This is a genomic window from Vibrio sp. RW, assembly GCF_027587105.1.
Lineage (GTDB): Bacteria > Pseudomonadota > Gammaproteobacteria > Enterobacterales > Vibrionaceae > Vibrio > Vibrio toranzoniae.
This window is the reverse complement of record NZ_JAPPTM010000013.1, coordinates 43241-68151: the sequence shown is the minus strand read 5'-3', so window position 1 is coordinate 68151 and position 24911 is coordinate 43241. Positions and strand designations below refer to the sequence as shown.

Annotated in this window: 22 protein-coding genes and 8 tRNA genes; 25 read left to right on the top strand and 5 right to left on the bottom strand. The window is 44.5% G+C overall.

Annotated features, from left to right (window positions below):
- Positions 1–149 precede the first annotated feature (149 nt).
- The 20 genes from alaS to luxS all read left to right on the top strand — a co-directional run bounded on the left by alaS (position 150) and on the right by luxS (position 16944).
- Positions 150–2732, top strand: a complete 2583-nt coding sequence (gene alaS / locus OCT63_RS13150; protein WP_060468603.1) for an alanine--tRNA ligase — start codon at positions 150–152, stop codon at positions 2730–2732.
- A gap of 215 nt (positions 2733–2947) precedes the next feature.
- Positions 2948–4129, top strand: a complete 1182-nt coding sequence (locus tag OCT63_RS13145) for an aspartate kinase (protein WP_082710351.1) — start codon at positions 2948–2950, stop codon at positions 4127–4129.
- 92 nt (positions 4130–4221) lie between these two features.
- The gene (gene csrA / locus OCT63_RS13140; RefSeq protein WP_009847619.1) at positions 4222–4419 is read left to right on the top strand and encodes a carbon storage regulator CsrA; all 198 of its coding nucleotides are present in this window, start codon (positions 4222–4224) and stop codon (positions 4417–4419) included.
- 472 nt (positions 4420–4891) lie between these two features.
- Positions 4892–4984, top strand: a tRNA-Ser gene (locus OCT63_RS13135).
- Between the two features lie 43 nt (positions 4985–5027).
- Positions 5028–5104: transfer RNA gene (locus tag OCT63_RS13130), tRNA-Arg, on the top strand.
- A gap of 44 nt (positions 5105–5148) precedes the next feature.
- Positions 5149–5241 (top strand) — tRNA-Ser (locus OCT63_RS13125).
- Between the two features lie 89 nt (positions 5242–5330).
- Positions 5331–5407: transfer RNA gene (locus OCT63_RS13120), tRNA-Arg, on the top strand.
- An 80-nt stretch (positions 5408–5487) separates the two neighbouring features.
- Positions 5488–5564: transfer RNA gene (locus tag OCT63_RS13115), tRNA-Arg, on the top strand.
- A 79-nt stretch (positions 5565–5643) separates the two neighbouring features.
- Positions 5644–5720 (top strand) — tRNA-Arg (locus tag OCT63_RS13110).
- Between the two features lie 75 nt (positions 5721–5795).
- Positions 5796–5872, top strand: a tRNA-Arg gene (locus OCT63_RS13105).
- An 81-nt stretch (positions 5873–5953) separates the two neighbouring features.
- Positions 5954–6030 (top strand) — tRNA-Arg (locus OCT63_RS13100).
- 375 nt (positions 6031–6405) lie between these two features.
- Entirely contained in the window at positions 6406–6663 is a 258-nt protein-coding gene (locus tag OCT63_RS13095; RefSeq protein ID WP_017056589.1) for an oxaloacetate decarboxylase subunit gamma, read from the top strand.
- A 31-nt stretch (positions 6664–6694) separates the two neighbouring features.
- Positions 6695–8470, top strand: a complete 1776-nt coding sequence (gene oadA / locus OCT63_RS13090; RefSeq protein ID WP_060468595.1) for a sodium-extruding oxaloacetate decarboxylase subunit alpha — start codon at positions 6695–6697, stop codon at positions 8468–8470.
- Between the two features lie 9 nt (positions 8471–8479).
- Complete coding sequence (locus OCT63_RS13085; protein WP_060468594.1) at positions 8480–9610, top strand: sodium ion-translocating decarboxylase subunit beta; 1131 nt, start codon at positions 8480–8482, stop codon at positions 9608–9610.
- A 172-nt stretch (positions 9611–9782) separates the two neighbouring features.
- Complete coding sequence (locus OCT63_RS13080; protein ID WP_060468593.1) at positions 9783–10736, top strand: NADP-dependent oxidoreductase; 954 nt, start codon at positions 9783–9785, stop codon at positions 10734–10736.
- 6 nt (positions 10737–10742) lie between these two features.
- Positions 10743–11204, top strand: coding sequence for a YqaA family protein (locus OCT63_RS13075; protein WP_060468592.1), 462 nt, complete (start codon positions 10743–10745; stop codon positions 11202–11204).
- A 9-nt stretch (positions 11205–11213) separates the two neighbouring features.
- On the top strand, positions 11214–14072 hold the full coding sequence (locus OCT63_RS13070) for a M16 family metallopeptidase (RefSeq protein ID WP_269983860.1): 2859 nt from the start codon (positions 11214–11216) through the stop codon (positions 14070–14072).
- Positions 14073–14171: 99 nt separating this feature from the next.
- On the top strand, positions 14172–15740 hold the full coding sequence (gene gshA, locus OCT63_RS13065; RefSeq protein ID WP_269983859.1) for a glutamate--cysteine ligase: 1569 nt from the start codon (positions 14172–14174) through the stop codon (positions 15738–15740).
- A gap of 10 nt (positions 15741–15750) precedes the next feature.
- On the top strand, positions 15751–16401 hold the full coding sequence (locus tag OCT63_RS13060; RefSeq protein WP_102507340.1) for a transglycosylase SLT domain-containing protein: 651 nt from the start codon (positions 15751–15753) through the stop codon (positions 16399–16401).
- Between the two features lie 24 nt (positions 16402–16425).
- Positions 16426–16944 (top strand): S-ribosylhomocysteine lyase, encoded by a 519-nt coding sequence (gene luxS, locus OCT63_RS13055; RefSeq protein WP_017056597.1) that lies wholly within the window; start codon positions 16426–16428, stop codon positions 16942–16944.
- A 112-nt stretch (positions 16945–17056) separates the two neighbouring features.
- Here luxS and OCT63_RS13050 read toward each other — a convergent pair whose 3' ends face one another.
- Both OCT63_RS13050 and OCT63_RS13045 read right to left on the bottom strand, forming a co-directional pair.
- Positions 17057–18328 (bottom strand): HlyC/CorC family transporter, encoded by a 1272-nt coding sequence (locus OCT63_RS13050; protein WP_161672936.1) that lies wholly within the window; start codon positions 18326–18328, stop codon positions 17057–17059.
- Between the two features lie 128 nt (positions 18329–18456).
- Positions 18457–19251 (bottom strand): cytochrome C assembly family protein, encoded by a 795-nt coding sequence (locus tag OCT63_RS13045; RefSeq protein ID WP_046223306.1) that lies wholly within the window; start codon positions 19249–19251, stop codon positions 18457–18459.
- A 200-nt stretch (positions 19252–19451) separates the two neighbouring features.
- Here OCT63_RS13045 and ffh point away from each other — a divergent pair, with 200 nt between their 5' ends.
- From ffh to rplS, 5 genes are all read left to right on the top strand, one after another.
- Entirely contained in the window at positions 19452–20837 is a 1386-nt protein-coding gene (ffh, locus tag OCT63_RS13040) for a signal recognition particle protein (protein WP_060468587.1), read from the top strand.
- Positions 20838–21048: 211 nt separating this feature from the next.
- A complete protein-coding gene (gene rpsP, locus OCT63_RS13035; protein ID WP_004735508.1) occupies positions 21049–21297 on the top strand; it encodes a 30S ribosomal protein S16 in 249 nt (82 codons plus the stop codon).
- A gap of 24 nt (positions 21298–21321) precedes the next feature.
- Positions 21322–21876: a ribosome maturation factor RimM gene (gene rimM / locus OCT63_RS13030; RefSeq protein WP_017056602.1), complete on the top strand. Its 555-nt coding sequence runs from the start codon at positions 21322–21324 to the stop codon at positions 21874–21876.
- A gap of 26 nt (positions 21877–21902) precedes the next feature.
- On the top strand, positions 21903–22643 hold the full coding sequence (trmD, locus tag OCT63_RS13025) for a tRNA (guanosine(37)-N1)-methyltransferase TrmD (RefSeq protein ID WP_269983858.1): 741 nt from the start codon (positions 21903–21905) through the stop codon (positions 22641–22643).
- A 59-nt stretch (positions 22644–22702) separates the two neighbouring features.
- On the top strand, positions 22703–23056 hold the full coding sequence (gene rplS / locus OCT63_RS13020) for a 50S ribosomal protein L19 (RefSeq protein WP_046223309.1): 354 nt from the start codon (positions 22703–22705) through the stop codon (positions 23054–23056).
- Positions 23057–23249: 193 nt separating this feature from the next.
- On the opposite strand, the gene yacG is transcribed toward rplS, so the two are convergent.
- The 3 genes from yacG to coaE all read right to left on the bottom strand — a co-directional run bounded on the left by yacG (position 23250) and on the right by coaE (position 24909).
- On the bottom strand, positions 23250–23447 hold the full coding sequence (gene yacG / locus OCT63_RS13015) for a DNA gyrase inhibitor YacG (protein ID WP_017056605.1): 198 nt from the start codon (positions 23445–23447) through the stop codon (positions 23250–23252).
- A gap of 80 nt (positions 23448–23527) precedes the next feature.
- Positions 23528–24268 carry a cell division protein ZapD gene (gene zapD, locus OCT63_RS13010; RefSeq protein WP_029627015.1) on the bottom strand — a complete coding sequence of 247 codons (741 nt, stop codon included), beginning with the start codon at positions 24266–24268 and terminating at the stop codon, positions 23528–23530.
- A 26-nt stretch (positions 24269–24294) separates the two neighbouring features.
- Positions 24295–24909 carry a dephospho-CoA kinase gene (coaE, locus tag OCT63_RS13005; protein WP_060468586.1) on the bottom strand — a complete coding sequence of 205 codons (615 nt, stop codon included), beginning with the start codon at positions 24907–24909 and terminating at the stop codon, positions 24295–24297.
- Positions 24910–24911 lie beyond the last annotated feature (2 nt).

Below are 24911 nucleotides of genomic sequence, written 5' to 3'. Positions count from 1 at the left end.
TGCTCAGCTAGTGGAATATTCTCCATTTTGCCTAATTCTCAATAAAATCCTGCCCAAGGGTGTCTTTTCTACAAGAAAACTAGTCGAAGCCTTAACCATGATCTACAATACGGCAAAATTCTAACTCGACTATTTTCAGGAAGAGCTGCATGTACATGAGCACTGATGAGGTTCGCAACGCGTTCCTTAAGTTCTTTGAGAGCAAAGAACACCAAATCGTAGACAGTTCATCGTTAGTTCCACATAACGATCCAACCCTGCTATTTACTAACGCAGGTATGAACCAATTCAAAGATTGCTTCCTAGGCGCCGAAAAACGTGCCTACACACGAGCAACTACGGCTCAGCGTTGTGTACGTGCGGGTGGTAAACACAATGACCTTGAAAACGTAGGTTTCACGGCTCGTCACCACACATTCTTTGAAATGCTAGGCAACTTCAGCTTTGGTGATTACTTCAAAGAAGAAGCGATTGCGTTTGCTTGGGAATTCCTGACTGAAACTCTTCAACTGCCACAAGAGCGTCTATTGGTAACGGTATACGAGACAGATGACGAAGCATTCGATATCTGGAACAAGAAAGTAGGTGTACCTGTTGACCGTATCGTTCGCATCGGCGACAAAGAAGGCGGTAAACAGTTCGAGTCTGATAACTTCTGGACAATGGGTGACACGGGTCCTTGTGGTCCATGTACTGAAATCTTCTACGATCACGGTGAGCACATCTGGGGCGGTCGTCCTGGTACACCTGAAGAAGATGGTGACCGTTTTATCGAGATCTGGAACAACGTATTCATGCAGTTCAACCGTCACGCTGACGGTACAATGGAACCGCTACCTAAGCCTGCTGTAGATACAGGCATGGGTATTGAGCGTATCTCTGCAATCATGCAGGGCGTTCACTCTAACTACGAAATTGATGTATTCCAAAAGCTAATCAAAGCGACAGCTGAAGTTGTTGGTCATGATGATCTATCTAACCAATCGCTGCGCGTGATTGCTGACCACATTCGTTCTTGTTCATTCCTAATCGCTGATGGCGTTATGCCTTCAAACGAAGGTCGTGGCTACGTTCTACGTCGTATTATTCGTCGTGCAGTTCGTCACGGTAACAAGCTTGGCGCACAAGGTGTGTTCTTCCACAAACTTGTGGGTGTACTGGCTGAAGTGATGGGTTCTGCCGCTGATGAGCTTAAGAAGCAGCAAGAGCTTGTTGAAAAAGTACTTCGCATCGAAGAAGAAAACTTCGGTCGTACTCTAGAGCGTGGCATGGTTATCCTTAATGACGCACTAGATGCACTTGAAGGCAAAGAGCTTGACGGCGAAACCGTTTTCAAACTTTACGATACATACGGCTTCCCAGCTGACCTTACTAACGATGTAGCTCGTGAACGCGACTTTACTATCGATGAAGAAGGCTTTGAGAAGGCGATGGAAGCACAGCGTCAGCGTGCACGTGAAGCTGGCCAATTCGGCACTGATTACAACGCGACGATCAAAGTAGACACCAACACTGAGTTCTGTGGTTACACAGGTACTGAAGGTTCAGGTGAGATCTCTGCGCTATTCGTTGACGGCGAAGAAGTATCTTCACTATCAGCTGGCGACAAAGCAATCATCATCCTTGAAGAGACGCCATTCTACGCTGAATCTGGCGGCCAATGTGGTGATGCGGGTACGCTAAAAACGGCATCGGGTCTATTCAAAGTACAAGACACTCAGAAGCTCGGTAACGCATTTGCACACCACGGTGAGCTAGTTGAAGGTGTACTTGCTAAAGGCGATAAAGTAGAAGCAACGGTTGATGCCGAGCGTCGTGCAGCTATCGCACTCAACCACTCTGCAACTCACTTGCTTCACTCTGCCCTGCGTGAAATTTTAGGTGAACACGTTGCTCAGAAAGGTTCTTTAGTTAAGCCAGACAACCTGCGTTTTGACTTCTCTAATCTTGAAGCGGTAACGCCAGCACAGATTAAAGAAGTTGAGCGCTTGGTTAACGCACAAGTTCGTAAGAACCACGTGATTGAAACCAACATCATGGATATCGAGTCTGCGAAAGAAAAAGGTGCAATGGCACTGTTTGGCGAGAAGTACGATGATGAAGTTCGCGTTCTGTCTATGGGCGATTTTTCTACAGAACTTTGTGGTGGTATTCACGCGAGCAACACAGGCGATATCGGTCTGTTTAAGATTACTTCTGAAGGTGGAATCGCTGCTGGTATTCGTCGTATCGAAGCGGTAACGGGTGAGGTTGCTTTAGATGCAGTAGAGGCTCAGAACAACGCTTACGAAGAGAAGCTTGTTGAGGCAGCAAAGAAAGCGAAATCTCTAGAGAAAGAAATTCAACTGCTTAAAGAAAAGATGGCTGCAGCTGAAGGCGCAAACATCATGGGCAAAGTGGAAGAGATCTCAGGTACTAAAGTACTGGTTGCTGCCATTGAAGGTGCAGACAACAAGAACTTACGTACTATGGTTGATAACGCGAAAAACCAAGTGGGTAGCGGCATCATACTGATTGCTAACGTAGCAGAAGGTAAAGTTGGCCTGATTGCGGGCGTAACCAAAGACCTAATCGGCAAAGTAAAAGCGGGTGACCTCGTTAAGATGGTTGCTGAGCAAGTTGGTGGTAAAGGCGGTGGTCGTCCAGATATGGCTCAAGCGGGCGGTACTGATGTTGAAGCACTACCTGAAGCGCTTAAATCTGTACGCACTTGGCTAGAAGAACGTCTTTAAGCTTAAGTAATTGATACAAAGATGCCCAATCAGATGATTGGGCATCTTTTATTTTGCCTATTGGAAGTGTGTAAAAGGCCGGATTGAGATTAACCAAGAAGTCTAATAGTAAGTTAGACTCCTTGGTTCATTTTTTATTGCTTCGCTATGACGCAAAGCATGTGTTTTTTTGTCATATATAGATATCGGTCTTGGGAAGGTGAGGACGGGTGAAAATGCCTCTTATCGTACAGAAATTTGGTGGAACGTCGGTGGGTTCGATAGAGCGCATCCATCATGTAGCAGATAAAATCATTGAAGCGAAAAATGAAGGTAACCAGATCGTTGTTGTCGTTTCTGCTATGTCAGGTGAAACAAATCGATTGGTTAACCTAGCCACACAAATTGATAGCGTCCCCAACGCTAGAGAACTGGATGTGCTGTTAACGGCTGGAGAACAAGTTTCCATGGCCTTATTGGCAATGACGTTGCACAAGTTAGGTTATGAAGCGACATCGATGACTGGCTATCAAGCAAAGATACACACCGATTCCAATCATAATAATGCGACGATTGAGCATATTGATACAGCTCCTATTCAAGCGCTGCTCGATGATAACCAGATTGTGATAGTGGCAGGCTTTCAAGGCGTCAATACCAAAGGTGATATCACGACATTAGGCCGTGGCGGTTCAGATACTACGGCGGTAGCGCTAGCGGGCGCACTGCAGGCGAAAGAGTGCCAGATTTATACCGATGTTGATGGTGTTTACTCTTGTGACCCTAGAGTCGTAAAGCAATCTCAAAAGTTAGATACATTAGATTTTCCTTCTATGGAAGAGATGGCTCGTCGAGGTGCTAAGGTATTGCACCTGCCGTGTGTTCAGTATGCCTGGCAACACAATGTGCCATTGCGAGTGCTTTCAAGTTTTGAAAAAGGCGAGGGTACATTGATCACGGGCAACCAGTGTTTGAATGATATTACTGGAATAGCGATTGAAAGAGATATGGAGCGGATTGAGTGTTTGAATGAAGATTTACCGTCTTTCATTTCTCATTGTCAATTGTTAGGGATCGAAGTCTGTAGTGTGATCGAGGAAACAGAACGAGCAGCACTCATTATTAAACAAGACATAAGTGCTAAATTAAAACTAGTTTTTGCTGCACAAATCCGTAATAGTGAACAAGTTAGTTTGTTAACTGTGGTAGGAAGCCGAACACGAGAAATTGTGGTCAGTTCACATGGATTGTTGTCTGAAGGCGAAATTGATGTACAGCATCACTTATTGCAGCAGCAGTCTTTAACTTTGGTGATATCACCAACGCAAGTCGATATGGCTGCTAACATATTACACAATGCATACATCGTTACGCGTGAAACACAGGGTTATCTTAAAAAAGAAGTGCATTTTGGTTAAATAAAATCAATCGATAGCTTACGAAAATATAACTTTTGTTGGATAATACTCACGTAGCTAGATAAATTTAGAGATTACTCAAGGAGCAAAGAATGCTAATTTTGACTCGCCGCGTTGGCGAAACACTGATGATTGGTGATGAAGTAACAGTTACTGTATTGGGCGTGAAAGGTAACCAAGTACGTATTGGTGTTAACGCACCTAAAGAAGTATCTGTTCACCGTGAAGAGATCTACATGCGCATTCAAGCTGAAAAAGGTAATGGTAACGTTGCACCTGGCAACTACTGATATTTTTTGCGTAGAGAAGAGGCTAGCATTGTCGCTAGCCTTTTTTGATCTTGGGGAGCGAGAAATATTGTGTGGATGAAAATGGGTTTAATAACAGGCTTTTTGATGCTGCGAAGCGAACATGTCATAAAACTGTGAAATACAGACATGACTGAGCATGGCCCTTTATCGGGTTTTGTTTGCCAAAGCTCAAGATTTGTTAACTTCTCCTATGGCGTAATATCGCATCCCATAGTATGGTGAAAACAGCAGTAGCACTTGCTGCTGGATAAATTAGATAATTGTTTTCGGCTGTTTATTATTGTTAATCTTTCGCCTTAATTTTTAAGGGAAAAAGTGGTTTCTAGAGCTTGTAAGTTTAATTTGCAAGCGCTTTGATTAAATAGCAAACGGTTGAGTGTTTTTGTCCAATTTTTTTCAATAAAGTGTTTGACATATTTTCGGTAAAACGTAATATGTGCCTCCGCAAGACGGTGAGGTGGCCGAGAGGCCGAAGGCGCTCCCCTGCTAAGGGAGTATGTGGTTTGTAGCCGCATCGAGGGTTCGAATCCCTCCCTCACCGCCATTTCTTGCGAGTCTAGAATTAGCAAGTTAGACAATATAAATGTGCGCTCTTAGCTCAGCTGGATAGAGTACCTGGCTACGAACCAGGCGGTCGGAGGTTCGAATCCTCCAGAGCGCGCCATTCTCTTTACTCTTCTTTGTAAGTGTTTTGAGAATAATGAATTAGGTGAGGTGGCCGAGTGGCCGAAGGCGCTCCCCTGCTAAGGGAGTATGTGGTTTGTAGCCGCATCGAGGGTTCGAATCCCTCCCTCACCGCCATTCATTACAGGCCAATGGCCTTTTTTTTTCTTCGTAGCAAGAAGAATGTGATATATTTCACAACTTCATTCTAAGTGAATGAACACCGTGCGTCCTTAGCTCAGCTGGATAGAGTACCTGGCTACGAACCAGGCGGTCGGAGGTTCGAATCCTCCAGGACGCGCCACTAATTAAGGGCTTCTTTCTTACGAGAATGAAAATCCTTGTATTGAATTACTGATTACGGTGAATTGATACTAAAACCGTGCGCTCTTAGCTCAGCTGGATAGAGTACCTGGCTACGAACCAGGCGGTCGGAGGTTCGAATCCTCCAGAGCGCGCCACTATTTAAGGGCTTCTTTCTTATGAGAATGGAATCCTTGTATTGAATTACTGATTACAGTGAATTGATACTAAAACCGTGCGCTCTTAGCTCAGCTGGATAGAGTACCTGGCTACGAACCAGGCGGTCGGAGGTTCGAATCCTCCAGAGCGCGCCAATATTTAGGGGTTCTTATGTAAATTAGAATCCTGATATTGATGTATCGCTTAGCGAGACTTAATATCAAAACCGTGCGTCCTTAGCTCAGCTGGATAGAGTACCTGGCTACGAACCAGGCGGTCGGAGGTTCGAATCCTCCAGGACGCGCCACTATTTAGGATTTATCTCTTATGAGAATGAAATCCTTATATTGATACGTTGTTAGTAACAATGAATTAATATTAAAACCGTGCGCTCTTAGCTCAGCTGGATAGAGTACCTGGCTACGAACCAGGCGGTCGGAGGTTCGAATCCTCCAGAGCGCGCCACATTATTAAAAAAAGCCTCGTTTATACGAGGCTTTTTTTATATCTGTCGTAATTTTGTTGCGATAATGTTAAATTTACCCATGACTTAACTTGTTGTATTTAAAGTAATTATAGAGTACTTCTTTATTATTCTACCTTTCCCATATCAATTCTTAGCAAAGCCTCTTTTAAGTCACAGTTTAAATATCTAAAAATGACGTATTTGACAGATTTATGTGATCTGATCGGCGAATAATTAACCCTATGTGTGCGTTATCCGTAACAGAACCTTAAACAAAATTGACAAACTTTTACCAATCGAGATAATCCATGGGTCGGGATCACTATTCGCTGAAATCCTGCACGTATGTCAGGATGACGAAGAAAGGAAGCAACATGACTAATATTGGAAGCCTGCTAGGAGATGCGGCGACTCTAATGATAACGGGGATGTCCGTTGTCTTTATTTTCCTAACTATTCTAGTTTACCTCGTTCGGTTGATGTCAAAACTGGTACCTGAAGAAGTACCAGAGCCGATCGCAGCACCTAAAAAAAATCAAAAATCACAATCAAACCCTTCAGCTGTTAGTCCACAAGTTGTGGCAGCAATTTCGGCCGCGGTTCATCAATACCGTGCGTCTACTGCTAAGTAGCATTTAAAGGATTAAAAAGGAGTTTATGAGCATGTCTAAACCACTAGCTATCACAGATGTGGTACTTCGTGACGCGCACCAGTCACTATTTGCTACTCGTATGCGTATCGAAGATATGCTGCCCATTGCGGCAGAGCTGGATAAAGTCGGTTACTGGTCTTTAGAGACTTGGGGCGGCGCAACGTTTGATTCGTGTATCCGTTTTCTAGGAGAAGATCCATGGGAGCGTTTGCGTGAGCTGAAAAAAGCGATGCCAAATACACCAATGCAGATGCTACTGCGTGGTCAAAATTTATTGGGTTACCGTCACTACGCGGATGATGTAGTAGAGAAATTTGTTGAACGTGCCCATAAGAACGGCATGGATGTATTCCGTATTTTTGATGCGATGAATGACGTACGTAACTTTGAAACAGCAGTGAAAGCAACGATTGATGTTGGTGGTCACGCTCAAGGTACCTTGTCTTACACAACCAGTCCGGTTCACAACTCAGATACTTGGGTTGATTTGGCTAAACGCCTAGAGGACCTAGGCTGTCATTCATTATGTATTAAAGATATGTCAGGTTTATTAAAACCCTATGAAGCGGAAGAGCTGATTACACGTATTAAAGCTTCTTGTGACGTTCCTCTAGCGTTGCATAGCCACGCGACAACAGGTCTATCGACAGCAACAGCGGTTAAAGCCGTTGAAGCGGGTATTGATATTCTAGACACCGCTATTTCTTCAATGAGTTGTACTTACGGTCATACGCCAACCGAAACGGTTGTTGCGATGTTAGAAGGTACAGAGCGTGATACCAATCTTAAGCTTGATCAGATCGAACCCATCGCGGCTTACTTCCGTGATGTACGTAAAAAGTACGCAAAATGGGAAGGTCAGCTAAAAGGTGTGGATTCTCGTATCTTGATTGCTCAGGTTCCTGGCGGCATGTTAACCAACATGGAAGGTCAGCTTAAAGAGCAAGGCGCAGCCGATCGTATGGACGAAGTACTTGAAGAGATCCCTCGCGTTCGTAAAGAGCTTGGATACATTCCTTTGGTAACACCAACTTCTCAGATTGTCGGTACTCAAGCGGTTATTAACGTGCTAACGGGTGAACGCTACAAGAGCATCACTAAAGAGACGGCAGGTCTACTGAAAGGTGAATATGGCCAAGCACCAGCGGAAGTGGATGCTGAATTGCAAGCGAAAGTCCTTGATGGTTCAGAACCAATTACTTGTCGCCCTGCTGATTTAATTAAATCAGAAATGGATATACTAACGACAGAGCTTCTAGAAAAAGCAAAATCAGACGGTATTTCATTAGCTGAAGATACGGTTGATGATGTGCTTACTTACGCATTGTTTCCACAAGTTGGTCTTAAGTTCCTTAAGAATCGTCGTAACCCTGAAGCATTTGAACCTGCACCAACGCTAGAAACAGAGGCTCCAGTTGTAGCTGCTCCTGTACAAGCTTCTGGTGGTATTGGAAGCTACAGCGTGAAGGTGGATGGCCAAGTTTATGATGTCGAAGTTGGTCCACAAGGTGAACTCACATCAGTCGCGCCATCAACCAAACCAGTTCAGGCTGCACCAGTCGCCGCTTCTGATGCTGAAGCGGTTCCAGCTCCACTTGCGGGGAACATCTTTAAAGTCATCGTTCAGGCGGGCGCTGAGGTTGCTGAAGGCGACGTTCTGCTTATCCTAGAAGCAATGAAGATGGAAACGGAAGTTCGTGCTGCTCGTGGTGGTATCGTTCAAGAACTGAATGTTAAAGAAGGCGATGCAGTTACTGTAGGCGCTCCACTACTAAGCTTAGCGTAAGGGAGTACCATGGAAGGATTGATGACCTTATGGTCTGAAACAGGGATTGCGAACTTTGAGTTCGGTCAGATCTGTATGATGTTGATTGGTTGCTTATTGTTGTTTTTGGCAATTCGTAAAGGATTTGAACCGTTACTTCTACTACCTATTGGTTTTGGTGCTGTATTAGCAAACATTCCAAATGCTGGGTTTACTGAGCCAGGTGGTTTGCTTTACTACGTTTATTATATTGGTATTGAAACGGGTATTTTCCCACTGCTGATCTTTATGGGTGTTGGTGCAATGACGGACTTCGGTGCGTTGATTGCGAACCCTAAAACACTGTGGCTAGGGGCTGCGGCTCAGTTTGGTATTTTCGCAACACTATTTGGCGCGATCTTACTGAACTATGTTCCAGGAATGGAATTCTCGATGGCCGACGCTTCTTCCATTGCGATCATTGGTGGCGCCGATGGCCCAACAGCGATTTTCTTGGCGAGTAAGCTTTCTCCTGATCTTTTAGGTGCCATTGCAGTAGCGGCGTATAGCTACATGGCATTGGTTCCTATTATTCAGCCGCCAATCATGAAGGCGTTAACGTCTCCTGAAGAGCGTAAGATTAAGATGGCTCAACTTCGTCATGTTAGCAAAGCAGAGAAGATCCTCTTCCCGCTTGCTGTACTACTGATGACGATTTTGTTCTTACCTTCAGCAACGCCTCTCGTAGGTATGTTTTGCCTAGGTAACTTAATGCGTGAAGCGGGTGTGGTGGATCGTCTATCGAAAACAGCCCAAAACGAACTGATTAACGTTGTGACTATTTTCCTTGGTCTCGGTGTGGGTTCTAAGCTTCAAGCAGATACGTTCTTGAACTTAGAGACTCTGGGTATTCTAGGTTTAGGTGCGGTCGCGTTCAGTATCGGTACGGCGGGTGGTGTATTGATGGCGAAGGTTCTAAATCGCTTCTCGAAAGAAGACATCAACCCATTAATTGGCGCAGCTGGTGTATCTGCGGTTCCAATGGCGGCTCGTGTTGTCAATAAGGTTGGACTTGAGGCAAACCCTCAGAACTTCTTGTTGATGCATGCGATGGGCCCGAACGTGGCAGGTGTACTGGGTAGTGCGGTTGCGGCGGGTATTCTATTAGCGCTAGTCGGTTAATGGATTACTTAGGTCATGTATCGTTACGTTAATTGGTCGTCAATTTACGAATGAGCGGTTAACTTAGCCTTATTAAATGGTTTATAGTCAAAGGGATGCTTTCGCATCCCTTTCTTTTTATTAATTAGGGTGCTTGCTCATCAGGGCTTTTATCAATCAAGGAAATGTAGAAATGGAAAATAAACAGATTGCGATTACTCAATTCGGCGGCGTCGAAAACCTTAGTATTCAAACCAGTGCGATTCCTGAGCCTAAGGCTGGAGAAGTGGTGGTTAAAGTTTCCTTTTCGGGCATTAATCCGATTGATGTGAAAACCCGTGCTGGCCTTGGTTGGGCAGCAGCACAAAACAAAGACAACCTTCCTTGGGTGCCGGGATACGATATTTCAGGTCAAATTGTCACGCTAGGCGATCAGGCTGAACGTTTTACTATTGGTGATAACGTGGCAGGCTTTATTGGCTTCCCACTGCAAGGTGGCGGTTACAGCCAATATGTATGTGTTTCAGAAGCGGCACTTAGCGTGGTTCCTGATTCTGTCACCCTAGAAGCGGCTGCGGCATTACCACTTGCTAGTCAAACAGCAGCACAAGCACTCAATAAAGCCGAAGTGAAGGAAGGCGATCGCGTGCTTATCTTAGCGGGCGCGGGCGGCGTTGGTCACCTTGCGGTTCAAATTGCAGTGGCAGCAAAAGCCGAGGTTTACACGACCTGCAGCGAATCTAACCTCGACTATCTTGCAACGCTAGGCGCTCATGCCATCAACTATAAATTTGCCCCAGCTTCAGAGCGAGTTTCTGATGTTGATGTGCTGATTGATTTGGTCGGTGGCGATACAGCGCTTGATGCGTTGAAGTGCCTGAAAGATGGTGCGAGAGTGGTCACTGTTCCTACTCTATCGGCAGAGTTGATCTGCGAGAAAGCGAAATTATTAGGTTTTACTGCATCAGGCATGTTGGTGGAGCCAAACCCTGAGCAAATGGACACCATGCTTTACATGGTCAGTGTCGGATTGCTTAAAACAGAAGTTCAAGGTATCTATCCGTTAGACGAAGTGCAATCGGCTCATCTTCAGGTTGAAACCGGACACACCAGAGGCAAGGTGCTACTTAAAATGCAAGAAGGCTAATATGCAGTGCTAGAGTTCTTTAATTCTCTTTTTGAAAGCATAGCGCTGTGGTTTTCTGACTCGGCGCTTTGGGTACTCTTCATCAGTGGCTTCTTAAGTGCCACATTACTGCCCGGCGGTTCAGAAGCCAGTCTTGTTGCGGCATTGAGTTTAGAACAGTTCTCTGTCTCATCGATTATTCTAGTGGCGACACTCGGCAATACTTTTGGCGGTCTTACTAATTATTGGGTTGGTTTGTGGTTGCCTAATCGAACTCAATCTGAAAAACATGGTCATAAGGCTATGGCTTGGCTGAGCCGCTATGGCTATTGGACACTGTTATTCAGTTGGTTACCCGTTATTGGTGACCCTTTGTGTCTCGCGGCGGGTTGGCTAAGAATGAAATTTATCCCTAGCGTTATTTTGATAGCGATTGGCAAAGCCGCTCGCTACAGCTTACTTGCCGCTATCTACTTCGGTTTTTTCTAAGGAGAACCTATGAAAAAGGTTTTACTTGGTACATTTTCTCTTATCGCCATCGCAGGCTGTTCTTACAATGTACCTAGCTCAACATCCTTCTTTTCCTCATTGCCAGAAGGCGTCACTTTAGTCGAGGAGGTTAAGCCTTCTAAAGACAAAGTTGTCATTCCTTACACCAAGTATCAATTGGATAATGGCTTAACCGTTATTCTATCTCCGGATGATTCTGATCCTCTTGTGCATGTGGATGTGACCTATCACGTAGGTTCTGCTCGTGAGCAGATTGGTAAGTCGGGCTTTGCTCACTTCTTTGAACACATGATGTTTCAAGGCTCTGAGAACGTCGGTGATCAGCAACACTTTAAGATCATTACCGAAGCGGGTGGTTCGTTAAACGGTACCACTAACCGTGACCGTACCAACTACTTTGAAACCGTTCCATCTAACCAACTTGAGAAAATGTTGTGGTTAGAATCAGACCGAATGGGTTTCTTATTGGATGCGGTTTCTCAGAAGAAATTTGAAGTTCAAAGAGGCACGGTTAAAAACGAACGTGCTCAAAGTTATGAAAACCGTCCTTATGGCTTGATGTGGGAACGCATGGGTGAAGCGCTTTACCCTGAAGGTCACCCTTACTCATGGCAACCAATCGGTTATGTGGAAGATCTAGACCGTGTCGATGTGAATGACCTTAAGGCATTCTTCCTACGTTGGTATGGCCCAAATAATGCTGTGCTAACGATTGGTGGTGATATCGACGTTGATGACACGCTAGAGTGGGTGAACAAGTACTTTGGCCCTATCCCTCAAGGCCCAGAAGTTAAGGCGGCAGATAAACAACCTGCCGTGCTAACAGAAGATAAGTACATTACCTTAGAAGATAATATTCGTCAGCCGATGGTACTAGTCGGTTGGCCAACCACGTATCGCGGTGAAGAGACACAAGCTTCACTGAATGCACTGTCTAACGTGTTAGGTTCTGGCACCAACAGTTACCTGTATCAAAACTTGGTTAAAACACAGAAAGCAGTCAGCGCTGGATCTTTCCATGATTGTGCTGAGCTTGCTTGTACCATGTACGTGTATGCAATGGGCAACTCAGGTGAAAAAGGCGATTTGACGGTTCTTAATAAAGAATTGATGGATACTCTAGAGCAATTCTCGAAAGAGGGCGTTCAACAAGATCGTTTGGACCAGATCACCGGTATGGCAGAAGCGGATGCGGTTTTTGCACTGCAAAGTGTCAAAGGTAAGGTTTCACAGCTCGCGTCTAATCAAACCTTCTATGGCCAGCCTGATCGTATTGAATCACAACTGGATCAAATCCGCGCGGTGACTCCCGATAGCGTAAGTAAAGCTTATCAAGACTTTATCGAGGGTAAACATAAGGTGACACTCAGTGTCGTACCTAAGAAGCGACTTGAGCTAGCGGTTCGCGAAGCTACATTCACCACTCCAACTCGCACGTTACCTGAATATGCCAAAGTCACTGAAGATCAGCTCGATTTCAGAAAAGCACCAAATACCTTTGATCGCAGCGTAATGCCAGAAGTGACCTTTGGTGTTAAAGCGACGATGCCTGAGTTGTACCGCATGTACTTTGCGAATGGTATGGACTTGATTGGTACCGTGACCAGTGAAACGCCGACAGTACAGCTACAAATTCAACTTCCAGCAGGCGAACGTTATGTTCGTCAAGGTCAAGAAGGCCTTGCGAACCTAACCGCTTCGATGATGGAGGAAGGTTCAACAAAACGAGCCGTTGAAGAACTACAGGCAACATTAGATAAGCTTGGCAGCAGTGTGAGTATCAGTGCGGGCAGTTATACCACTAATATTTCAGTTTCTACGCTAGAGAAAAACCTGCCTCAAACCTTAGCGATCGTGCAGGAGGTTCTGTTTGAGCCTAAGTTTGATGAGCAAGACTTCGAGCGTGTTAAGAAACAGATGCTAGAAGGCGTTGTGTATCAACACCAACAACCAAGTTGGATGGCTTCTCAAGCTACCCGTGAGGTACTGTTTGGTGACACTGTTTTTGCTCGCGCAAGTGATGGAACTCAGGAATCTCTGTCGAAATTGACCTTAGATGACGTGAAAAAATTCTATGGCCAACATTACACACCAGAAGGGGCCAATATTGTTGTTGTGGGAGACATCTCGAAGAAAGAGGTGGGGAAACAGCTACAATTCTTTGAGCAGTGGCAAGGCGATGCAGCCCCATTAACGCGCCCACAGATCGTCAAAGAGCTTTCAGGGCAGCATCTGTATTTAGTTGACAAACCGGGTGCGCCGCAAAGCATTGTTCGTTTGGTGCGTAAAGGTCTGCCGTTTGATGCGACGGGTGAATTGTACTTGAGCCAACTGGCTAACTTTAACTTAGCCGGTAACTTCAATAGCCGTATCAACCAGAATCTACGTGAAGACAAAGCTTACACTTACGGTGCAAGCGGTTATTTCGCGAGTACTCGTGAAACGGGTGCGGTAGTTTTTAGCGCGCAGGTAAGAGCCAATGCGACTGTTCCATCGATTCAAGAGTTCATTAATGAACTGAATGAATTTAGTCAAAGTGGATTAACTGACGAAGAGGTGAAATTTATGCGCCTTGCTGTCGGTCAACAAGATGCACTTAAATACGAAACGCCAAGTCAAAAGGCTGGGTTATTGAGTAATATTGTCGCATTGAGCCTTGATGAAAATTACCTACAACAGCGTAATCAGATAGTTGAAACGGTTTCAAAAGATACCTTAAACGAGCTATCGAAGAAATGGTTTGACCCGAATGATTATCAAATAATAGTGGTTGGCGACGCGACTTCGCTTCGTCCTCAACTAGAAAAGTTAGATATTCCAATAGAAGAGCTTGAAATCATTCGTTAGAGTACACATTAAAGGGGGAGGAAAAAGACTCTATTTTTCTCCTCCAACCTAATTTATGATAGTTCTAATCAGAACGATATAAGATAAGTGAACTGAATTTTGACTGATTTTGCTGCGCGACTAAAGCAAGTTGCAACCAACCCTAAGACCTTTTCTCAATTTGGTCGTGGTGTTGAAAGGGAAACGTTACGCTACACGAAGGATGGGCACCTTGCGACTGGGCCGCACCCAAAAGCTTTGGGATCTGCGTTGATGAACGGATGGGTAACGACCGATTTTTCCGAGTCGCTACTGGAGTTTATTACGCCTGTTTCTAACGACGTTCCGACGCTTTTGAATCAATTGTCTGATATCCACCATTTCACACAAACCAAGTTAGATGGCGAAAAGATGTGGCCGCTTTCTATGCCTTGCTACGTAGGCAGTGAAGATTACATTCAGCTCGCTCAATACGGCACCTCTAATAATGGCAAGATGAAGACGCTATATCGCGAAGGCTTAAAGCGTCGTTACGGTAGTCTGATGCAGATTATTTCCGGTGTTCACTTCAACTTCTCTTTCCCAGATAGCTTTTGGGATAGCTTGTTTGGAGAGCAAACAGAAGAAGCGCGTTGTAAATCTAAGTCCGATGCTTACTTTGGTTTGATTCGTAATTACTACCGTTTTGGTTGGTTAATCCCATATTTCTTCGGCGCTTCGCCTGCACTATGTCCTTCTTTCATCAAAGGAAGAGAGACAAAGCTACCTTTTGAAAAGATAGGCGAAACGCTGTATTTACCCAATGCAACAGCACTACGTCTGAGCGATCTTGGCTATACTAACAGTGCGCAAAGTGTGCTGAAAATTGGCTTTAATAGCCTAGAACAGTACTTAGACGGATTGAACCAAGCGATTCGGACACCATCGGAAGAGTTTGCCGAAATTGGTACTAAAGTTGATGGTGAATACCGTCAGTTGAATAGTAACGTTCTTCAAATCGAGAATGAGCTTTATGCGCCAATTCGTCCTAAGCGTGTCGCGAAAAGTGGTGAGAAGCCATCAGAAGCACTCGCGCGTGGCGGTGTCGAATATATTGAAGTTCGTTCTTTAGACGTAAACCCGTTCAGTTCAATTGGTATTAATGAGCAACAGGTCCGCTTCCTCGATCTATTCTTAACGTGGAGCGTGTTAACAGACTCTGCGGAGATGGATAACTGTGAGTTGGAATGCTGGCGTGATAACTGGAACAAGGTGATCTTAGAAGGTCGTCAAGTTGGCCTAGAGCTTCAAATTGGTTGTCATGGCGAGCGCTTGTCTCTGCAAGATTGGGCGAAGCGTGTATTTAAAGATCTACGCTCTATCGCTGAAATGATGGATGCAGAGCAAGGTGGTCGTGCATACCAAGAAACTTGTGATACGCTGGGATCTTGGATTGATAACCCTGAGTTAACGATTTCTGGCCAGTTGCTAGAAGAGACAAAAAAACTGGGTGGCTTAGGTAAAGTAGGCTGCGCGTTAGGAAGTGCTTACGCTCAACAACATACAGCACATCAATATAAAGTGTATTCAGCTGAGTTGATGGAAGCCGAAGTTCGACGTTCAGTGATTGATCAACAGCAAAGTGAAGAAGCCAGCACTCAAGATTTTGATAGCTTCTTAGCGGATTACTTTTCGTATTTAAAAGCATAGCGAGACTTTGGTGGAAAGGAAGCAAGCCTTATTAGGTCAACCTATTCATGTAAGTGGTAAATGGTCACCGGTGGTGACTGTTGGTGTTGTCTCCAGTTTATTGGTTGGTTGTGCAACACCGCCACCTAAGCAGCAAGATAATCTGTGCAGTATATTCAGAGAGCACTCTTCATGGTATGAAGGTGCATTGGATATGCAAGAAGAGTGGGGCACGCCGATTAACGTAGCGATGGCTTTTGTGAAACAAGAGAGTAGCTTTCGTCACGATGCCCGCCCACCCAAAGATTACCTTCTTGGCTTTATCCCTTGGGGGCGGGTAAGTAGCGCCTACGGGTATGCGCAAGCGCAAGACCCTGCTTGGGAAGACTTTCAAAAAGCGACCAATAACGGTGGGTCAAGAACCAATTTCGATGATTCATTGATGTTCATTGGTTGGTATACCAGCGAAACTCGTCGTCAGCTTGGTATCTCGTTGTGGGACCCGTATAACCAATATCTGGCCTATCATGAAGGGCGTGGTGGTTATAAGCGTCAATCATACAAAAGCAAACCATCTTTGATTAAGGTGGCTCGTAAAGTCGAACAGCAAGCAAAAGATTATGGATGGCAACTGAAACAGTGCCGCAAAGAACTGGAAGACAATCGAAGTTGGTTTTTCTAAAGCCAACCGTCATGGAGAATAGTAATGCCTTTATTAGATAGTTTCACTGTTGATCATACACGCATGAACGCACCAGCCGTTCGTGTCGCGAAAACAATGCAAACCCCAAAAGGGGATACCATCACTGTGTTTGACTTGCGTTTTACCGCGCCAAACAAAGATATCCTATCTGAGAAAGGTATCCATACGCTAGAGCACCTATACGCTGGATTCATGCGTAATCAACTGAACGGTTCAGATGTAGAGATTATCGATATCTCACCGATGGGGTGTCGTACCGGTTTCTACATGAGCCTAATTGGTACACCAACAGAGCAGCAAGTGGCTGACGGATGGTTGGCTGCAATGCAAGATGTACTGAAAGTTGAGAATCAAAATAAGATCCCTGAACTGAACGAATACCAATGTGGCACCGCGGCAATGCACTCTTTGGATGAAGCTAAAGAGATCGCTAATGCCATTATTGCAGCAGGTATCTCTGTAAACAAAAATGACGAACTGGCATTGCCAGAGTCGATGCTTCAAGAGCTTAAAATTGACTAACCACTTCTTAGTTCACATTGAGTCTTGATATCAAAAGGCCCGCTTCATTGAACCGGGCCTTTTTGGTTTTCGTAATATAGTGGTTTAAGTTATGACTTACTTACACCTATTATTACCCGTTAACTACTTGTGGGAACACGCGTACTAGTTTGATACGGTTTTCTTTTAGTTCAAGTATTTCCATGGGGTGACTGGCAACCTGAACGCTAAGATGACTCTCAGGGATGTCCTCAAGATGTTCCAATATCAACCCATTAAGTGTTCTAGGGCCATTGGTTGGTAGTGCCCATTGCAGGCCTTTATTAATGTCACGGATATTGGCACTGCCTTCAATTAAAAAACTGCCATCACTTTGTGGCGTGATCTCTTCAGATAAGCTTGGTGTCATTGAAGTCGTAAACTCACCCACGATCTCTTCAAGAATATCTTCTAGCGTAACCAAGCCGTTGATATCGCCATACTCATCGACAATTAAACCAATACGTTGTTTATTACGCTGGAATTTAAGCAGTTGAATGTTGAGTGGCGTGGATTCTGGAATAAAGTAGATTTCGTCTGCCGCACGCAAAAGTGTTTCTTTATTGAACTCGTTTTTTTCAAGCATCAAACGGTAAGCTTCTCGTAGCCTCAGCATACCAACCACTTCATCTATCTGATCACGGTATAGAACCACACGACCATGAGGAGAGTGAGTGAGTTGGCGGACGATAGACTTCCAATCGTCATTGATGTCGATGCCGGTGATTTCATTTCGAGGCACCATAAGGTCATTCACGGTGACGTGCTCTAAATCTAAGATAGAGACCAACATATCTTGGTGACGTTGAGGTATCAGGCCTCCTGCCTCATTTACCACAGTTCTGAGCTCTTCTGAGCTTAAGTGATCGGTCGCATCGTGACTGGTTGTGACCCCTAAGATACGAATAAAGCCATTAGTAATGAAGTTAACCAAGATCACTAGTGGTGACATTACCTTCATTAGTATCATCAATAAAATGCTGCTGGCGTAGGAGACGCGTTCAGGAAATAGAGAGGCAATGGTTTTTGGTGTTACCTCGGAAAATACAAGGATCACCAGAGTTAGAGTACCAGTCGCGATAGCCACACCGATATCTCCGTAGATGCGCATACCAAGGATAGTAGCAATCGCCGATGCTAGAATGTTGACGAGATTGTTGCCGATGAGAATGAGGCCAATCAATCTATCTGGACGGTTCAGAAGTTTTTCTACGCGTTTGGCACCTTTATGGCCCGTATTGGCCAAGTGCTTAAGACGGTAGCGGTTCAGGGACATCATGCCCGTTTCTGAACCAGAGAAATAACCAGAAATTACAATGAGACACGCGAGTAGCGCAAATAAGATACCCGTTGATATGTCGTCCAAAACTATTCTTTTCCTATTTGTGTATCTTGATTAATTTATGACCGAACATGGTCGAGATGTCAATTGAATATATCGTACTCAATATTTTAAAGGCAAGGGATGCGGTACCTTGCCTTTAATTTTGGGGATTAACTTAGGATGATTTCCTGAACGAAGCGACTACCAAAGTAGGCTAAAGTGAGCATGCTTGCGCCAGCTAATGCGAACCATGTGACTTTTTGTCCGCGCCAACCTTTTTGATAGTGACCCCATAGAAGGATGGAGTAGATAACCCAAGCAATAAACGACAACACGGCTTTGTGTGCCTTTCCTTGGGCAAACATATCTTGTACGAAGATAAGACCTGTCAACAATGTACCTGTTAACAAGCCATTCCCGATAAGAATGATCTTGAAAAGTTGTCGTTCCACCATCATTAATGGAGGTAGATTAGGATTCATCACTAGCGCTTTTTTCTTTTTAAGTTTGTGATCTAGCCACGCCAGCTGTAAAGCGTATAGCGCGCCAATAGTGAGCATGGCGTACGAAAATAGCGCCAAAGAGATGTGCACTAGAAGTTTTGGATCATGTTCTAAATGTTTGATGAATGTGCTTGGAAGGAAAGTTGCGGCCATCAAATTAAGCGCAGCGAAGCTATAAACGACTGGCAAGATAAACCACAGTCGGGTTTTGAGCATAGCACCGCTCATCACCAGTGAGATGATTAAACTAATTAATGAAGCAACGTTCAAGATACTGAGGTTTTGACCACTGGCATTAAAGATTAAATCGCCAAGCAACCAAGCATGGAAAGCTAAAGCAAGTAAGGCGCTGATAAACACCGTTTTTACACGGATTCCTGTTTGGTGCACGAGACCTGGAATGATCGTGGAAATCGCCATTGTATAAAGAAAGGCTGCTGCGATCGCAATAAGACTGTCCATGGTATCCATTTAAATGATTACTAATAGACGAATTATACCTCGCATCGCTCTTTGGGGCTATGGTGAACCTCACTCAATTCCAAGTGAACAATGTCTCACATCACAAGCGCGGATGATTAACGCTCTACAACGGGTATGACTCTAATCCACGCTAATGTATACTCACAGTAATAGTCGCAGGATTGAGCGAAGAGAAAACTATGTTTGATAATTTAACGGATCGTCTATCCAAAACGCTGAAAAATATCAGCGGTAAAGGTCGCCTGACCGAAGACAATATTAAAGAAACGCTGCGTGAAGTACGTATGGCGCTACTTGAAGCCGACGTTGCGCTGCCTGTTGTCCGCGATTTTGTTAAGCGCGTAAAAGAAGGCGCGGTGGGTGTTGAGGTATCTAAATCTCTCACTCCTGGTCAAGAATTCATTAAGATCGTTCAAGCTGAACTTGAAGCGGTAATGGGTGAGTCTAACGAGGCTCTGAACCTAGCAGCGCAACCGCCAGCGGTTATCTTAATGGCAGGCCTACAAGGTGCAGGTAAAACCACATCGGTAGGTAAGCTATCTAAGCTTCTAACCGAGCGCGACAAGAAAAAAGTATTGGTCGTGTCTGCCGACGTTTACCGTCCAGCGGCGATCAAACAGCTTGAAACGTTAGCAAGCGATGTTGGTGTTGATTTCTTCCCGTCTTCATCTGATCAAAAACCTCTTGATATAGCCAACGCTGCAATCGATCACGCTAAGAAGAAGTTTTACGACGTGCTATTAGTCGATACCGCTGGTCGTTTGGCTATCGATGAAGAGATGATGGGCGAGATCAAAGAGCTTCATACTGCAATTAACCCAGTAGAGACGCTGTTCGTTGTTGATGCGATGACAGGTCAAGATGCTGCGAACACTGCAAAAGCCTTTGGTGATGCGTTACCACTAACCGGTGTTGTCTTAACGAAAGTGGATGGTGATGCGCGTGGTGGTGCTGCACTGTCTGTACGTCATATCACAGGTAAACCGATTAAATTCTTAGGTGTTGGTGAAAAGACTGATGCACTAGAACCTTTCCACCCAGATCGTGTAGCTTCTCGTATTCTTGGTATGGGCGATGTACTGTCTCTTATTGAAGACCTACAGAAAAACGTTGATACCGATAAAGCAGAAAAACTGGCGAAAAAGTTTAAAGAGAAGAAAGGTTTTGACCTTGAAGACTTCCGTGAACAGCTTGGTCAGATGCACAATATGGGTGGTATGATGGGCATGATGGATAAGCTTCCAGGCATGTCCCAACTACCGGACAACGTTAAAGATAAAGTTGATGACAAGATGTTCAAGCAGATGGAAGCGATCATCAACTCTATGACAATGAAAGAGCGTCAACGTCCTGACCTAATCAAAGGCTCACGCAAAAAGCGTATTGCTGCTGGTTCAGGTACACAGGTACAAGATGTAAACCGTATGCTTAAGCAATTCACCCAAATGCAGAAGATGATGAAGAAGATGCAGAAAGGTGGCATGAAAGGCATGATGCGCAACATGCAAGGTATGATGGGCGGCGGTGGCGGTATGGGCGGTGGCTTTAACCCGTTCGGCCGATAATCTATAAATGTAACCTTTAGCTACGTTACTTTTCATAGTGTTAGCTGTGTCACGGAAAGTGTATGGTGGCTATGTTGGTGAAAAAACAGCTAAAGCCCTTGCATTGCACCGGAATAAGAGTAAAATTCCGGGGCTTTAATTTGGCACGAGACCCCAAGCTATTACTTAGACTTGGGGTTAATTATTTTATTAAGAAAGCAAAGAGGACGACATGGTAACCATTCGTTTGGCACGTCACGGTGCAAAGAAGCGCCCATTTTATCAAATCGTAGTTGCGGATAGCCGTAACTCTGTAACTGGCCGTTTCATCGAGAAAGTAGGTTTCTTTAACCCTACTGCTCAAGGTCAAGAAGAAGGTCTACGTCTAGACCTAGATCGTGTTAACCACTGGGTTGGTCAAGGCGCATCTCTATCTGATCGTGTAGCTAAGCTAGTTAAAGACGCTCAAAAAGCGGCTTAATTCTTTTTTAAAGAGAAATAGCTTATGTCGATGAAGGATAAAGAAACGATGAGCGAGCAAAACAATAGAATTGTCATGGGTAAACTTGGGTCTACCTATGGTATTCGTGGCTGGCTTAAAGTGTTCTCCTACACAGACAATGCTGAAAGCATATTTGATTACACCCCTTGGTATTTAAACCAAAAGGGTAAGTGGGTTGAGTACAAAGTTGAGAGCTGGAAACGTCATGGCCAAGGTTATGTATGTAAGCTAGCGGGATTAGATGTTCGTGAAGACGCGCAACTGATGACTAACTTTGAAATTGCTATTGACCCTGCTTCGTTACCTGAATTGTCAGAAGATGAATTCTACTGGCGTGAATTGTTTGGTATGCAAGTTTTTACTACTAAAGGTTACGACCTTGGTAAGGTCACAGACCTATTAGAGACTGGCTCGAACGATGTTCTTGTAATCAAAGCAAATCTTAAAGATGCTTTTGGTCAAAAGGAACGGTTAGTACCGTACCTTGAAGAGCAAGTGGTCAAGAAAGTTGATCGCGAAGCTCGACGGATCGAAGTTGACTGGGATCCTGGATTCTAATTCCAAATTACAGAGCGAGAGAACACATGTGGGTTGGCGTAATAAGCCTGTTTCCTGAAATGTTCCGTTCTGTTACTGATTTTGGAGTAACAGGTCAAGCGGTTAAAAAAGGTCTTTTATCTATTGAGACATGGAGTCCTCGTGATTTCACTCATGATAAACATCGCACTGTTGATGACAGACCTTACGGTGGTGGTCCTGGCATGTTAATGATGGTTCAGCCTTTGCGCGATGCTATCCAAACTGCCAAGCAAGCATCACCGGGAAAGACGAAGGTTATCTACCTTTCACCTCAAGGTCGTAAACTCGACCAAAAAGGTGTTGAAGAGTTGGCAACAAACGAGAATTTACTTCTTATTTGTGGTCGCTACGAAGGGGTAGATGAGCGCATCATTCAATCAGAAGTCGACGAAGAATGGTCGATTGGTGATTTTGTGATGACGGGTGGCGAATTGCCAGCCATGACGCTGATTGATTCAGTCTCTCGGTTTGTTCCGGGGGTACTTGGAGATTTCGCTTCAGCAGAAGAAGATTCTTTTGCAAATGGTTTGCTAGATTGTCCCCATTATACGCGCCCTGAGGTGCTAGACGATAAAGATGTGCCATCGGTACTCAAGTCTGGAAACCATAAGGACATTCGTCGCTGGCGATTGAAACAATCGTTGGGCCGAACTTGGCTAAGAAGACCAGAGCTCCTGGAAAACCTAGCTCTGACTGACGAACAGGAACAATTACTGGCTGAATTCATTAAAGAGCAACGCTCTTAACGAAAAGCAAGCAGTAACCTATTAAATTTAGTATCAGTTTATTCTAGGAATTTATACAAATGAGCAACATCATCAAGGCTCTTGAAGAAGAGCAACTAAAATCAGACCTTCCTAAATTCGCACCAGGTGACACTGTTGTAGTTCAGGTTAAGGTAAAAGAAGGTGACCGTGAGCGTCTACAGGCTTTCGAAGGCGTTGTAATCGCTATTCGTAACCGTGGTCTACACTCTGCATTCACAGTTCGTAAGATCTCGAACGGTGAAGGCGTAGAACGTACGTTCCAAACTCACTCTCCAATCGTTGATAGCATCGAAGTTAAACGCCGTGGTGCAGTACGTCGTGCCAAGTTGTACTACCTACGTGAGCGTTCTGGTAAGTCAGCTCGTATTAAAGAGAAGCTTACTAAAAAGTAATTCTTTTTGCATTCTATCGATAAAAGCGGAGCCATTTGGCTCCGCTTTTTTGTGTCTGTAATTTCGAGCTGAACAGGCAAGAGAGTCTCAATTCGATCGTTCCTCGCTCTTGAGAAAATAAGGAATCACCGACAATAAAAAAGGATAGACGTTAAACGCCAACCCTTCAAAATTTACTCGCTATGCTAAGTGGCTAGTGTGGATCTTCCGACCAACCATCGCTATCCGACATGTCTGGTGCGCCAGCGATGCTGTTCTCTTCATCTGCCCATTCACCAAAATCAATCATCTGACATTGCTTACTGCAAAACGGGCGATGTGGGCTTTGTTCACCCCATTCAACGTCAGTATTACATTGAGGGCATTTAACGATGGTGATTTTCTTCGACATAGTGATTCTTAATTTGAGGGGGGATAATAGTGAGTTTAGGCTCGAATGAGCACTCAAGCCAAACGGTAAAAGGAAATTAATTAGGTGCAGATGGCCAATTCAAATTCGATATCTTGAGTACAGGCTTGCCCTGTTTCAAAGCTCATGAATTTAACGGCAAAACGGTTTTTATGACCCGAGATCATCGGGTAAGCGCCGTATTGCATCGGAATCGAAAGACGAAGGATATTTGCTTCATCAGCATCGCTCTGGAAGAAGCCTGCACGAGCAATTTGCTCTTTAAAGTGGCCAGTTTCTCTGGTTAGCTTTAACCATAGCGTTAGCGCTTCGTACAAAGGTTGTAGGCTATCCATCCACATCTTGGCATCTCTCATTCTTTTGTCGAGAGGAAGGTGCAGCCAGTAATGCAGTGCGGGTAAATCAAAGCAGCATGAGCCACCTGGTAAGTTAAAACGTTGGCGAATAGCACTCAGGAAGCGGTCTTCCTTCAGTGATTGACCAAAACGCTCGGCTTGCATCAGTTCACGATAGATGTTGCCAATGTCTTTGAGTAATGACGTTAGCATCTCTTGATCGACACCTTCAACGTTTAACCAGCTTTTATAGGTCAAACGCTGCTTCTCAATGTCTTTTGCGAGTTCGCTCTTAAGCTGAATCTGTTCGAAAATTTCAATCAGGTCAAAGATAGAACGGAAAAAGAGTTGATACTGTTGAGCATCGGAAAATGTAGAAGACAAGTGTAGTTGTCTCAAGAGCGATTCAACTCTTAAGTAAATTCGTGTTTTCTCATTCAGAGGATGTTCAAATTTGTGGGTGATCATCAAGCAAGCCTTCATTCAACATAGTTCTATTCTGACCCATCTACTGTACTGATTGCCAGATACTTTTGATGTAAATCTGTGATTTGAGGCAAAAGTTCTTGGTTTTTAGTATGGTTTTCAATCACATCATCGGCAATGGCTAAACGTTGTTCTCTTGAAGCCTGTGATTTTAAAATTGATACAACTTGTTCCCTAGAAACATTATCACGATTCATCGTACGCTCTATTTGCACTTCGGAAGGCACATCAACGATCAATACGCGGTCGGCCATACCTTGCATTTGGTTTTCAACCAATAGAGGAGCTACTAATAAAGCATAAGGAGAGGTGACTTTAGACAGGTCACTGTCAATTTTGTTGCGGATCATCGGATGAAGAAGATCATTGAGCCATTGCTTTTCTTTTGCATCAGAGAAGATCTGCTCACGTAGTTTACTTCGGTTTAGCGTCCCATCTTCAAGTAAAATCGCTTCACCAAAATGGTCAGTAATCTGTTGTAGGCCTTTGCTGCCTGGTGCCACGACTTCACGAGCCACTATATCAGCATCGACAATATCAATATTAAAGTGTTTATTGAAAAGGTTAGCTACCGTGGTTTTACCACTGGCGATCCCACCACTTAATCCGATAATGATTGCCATGA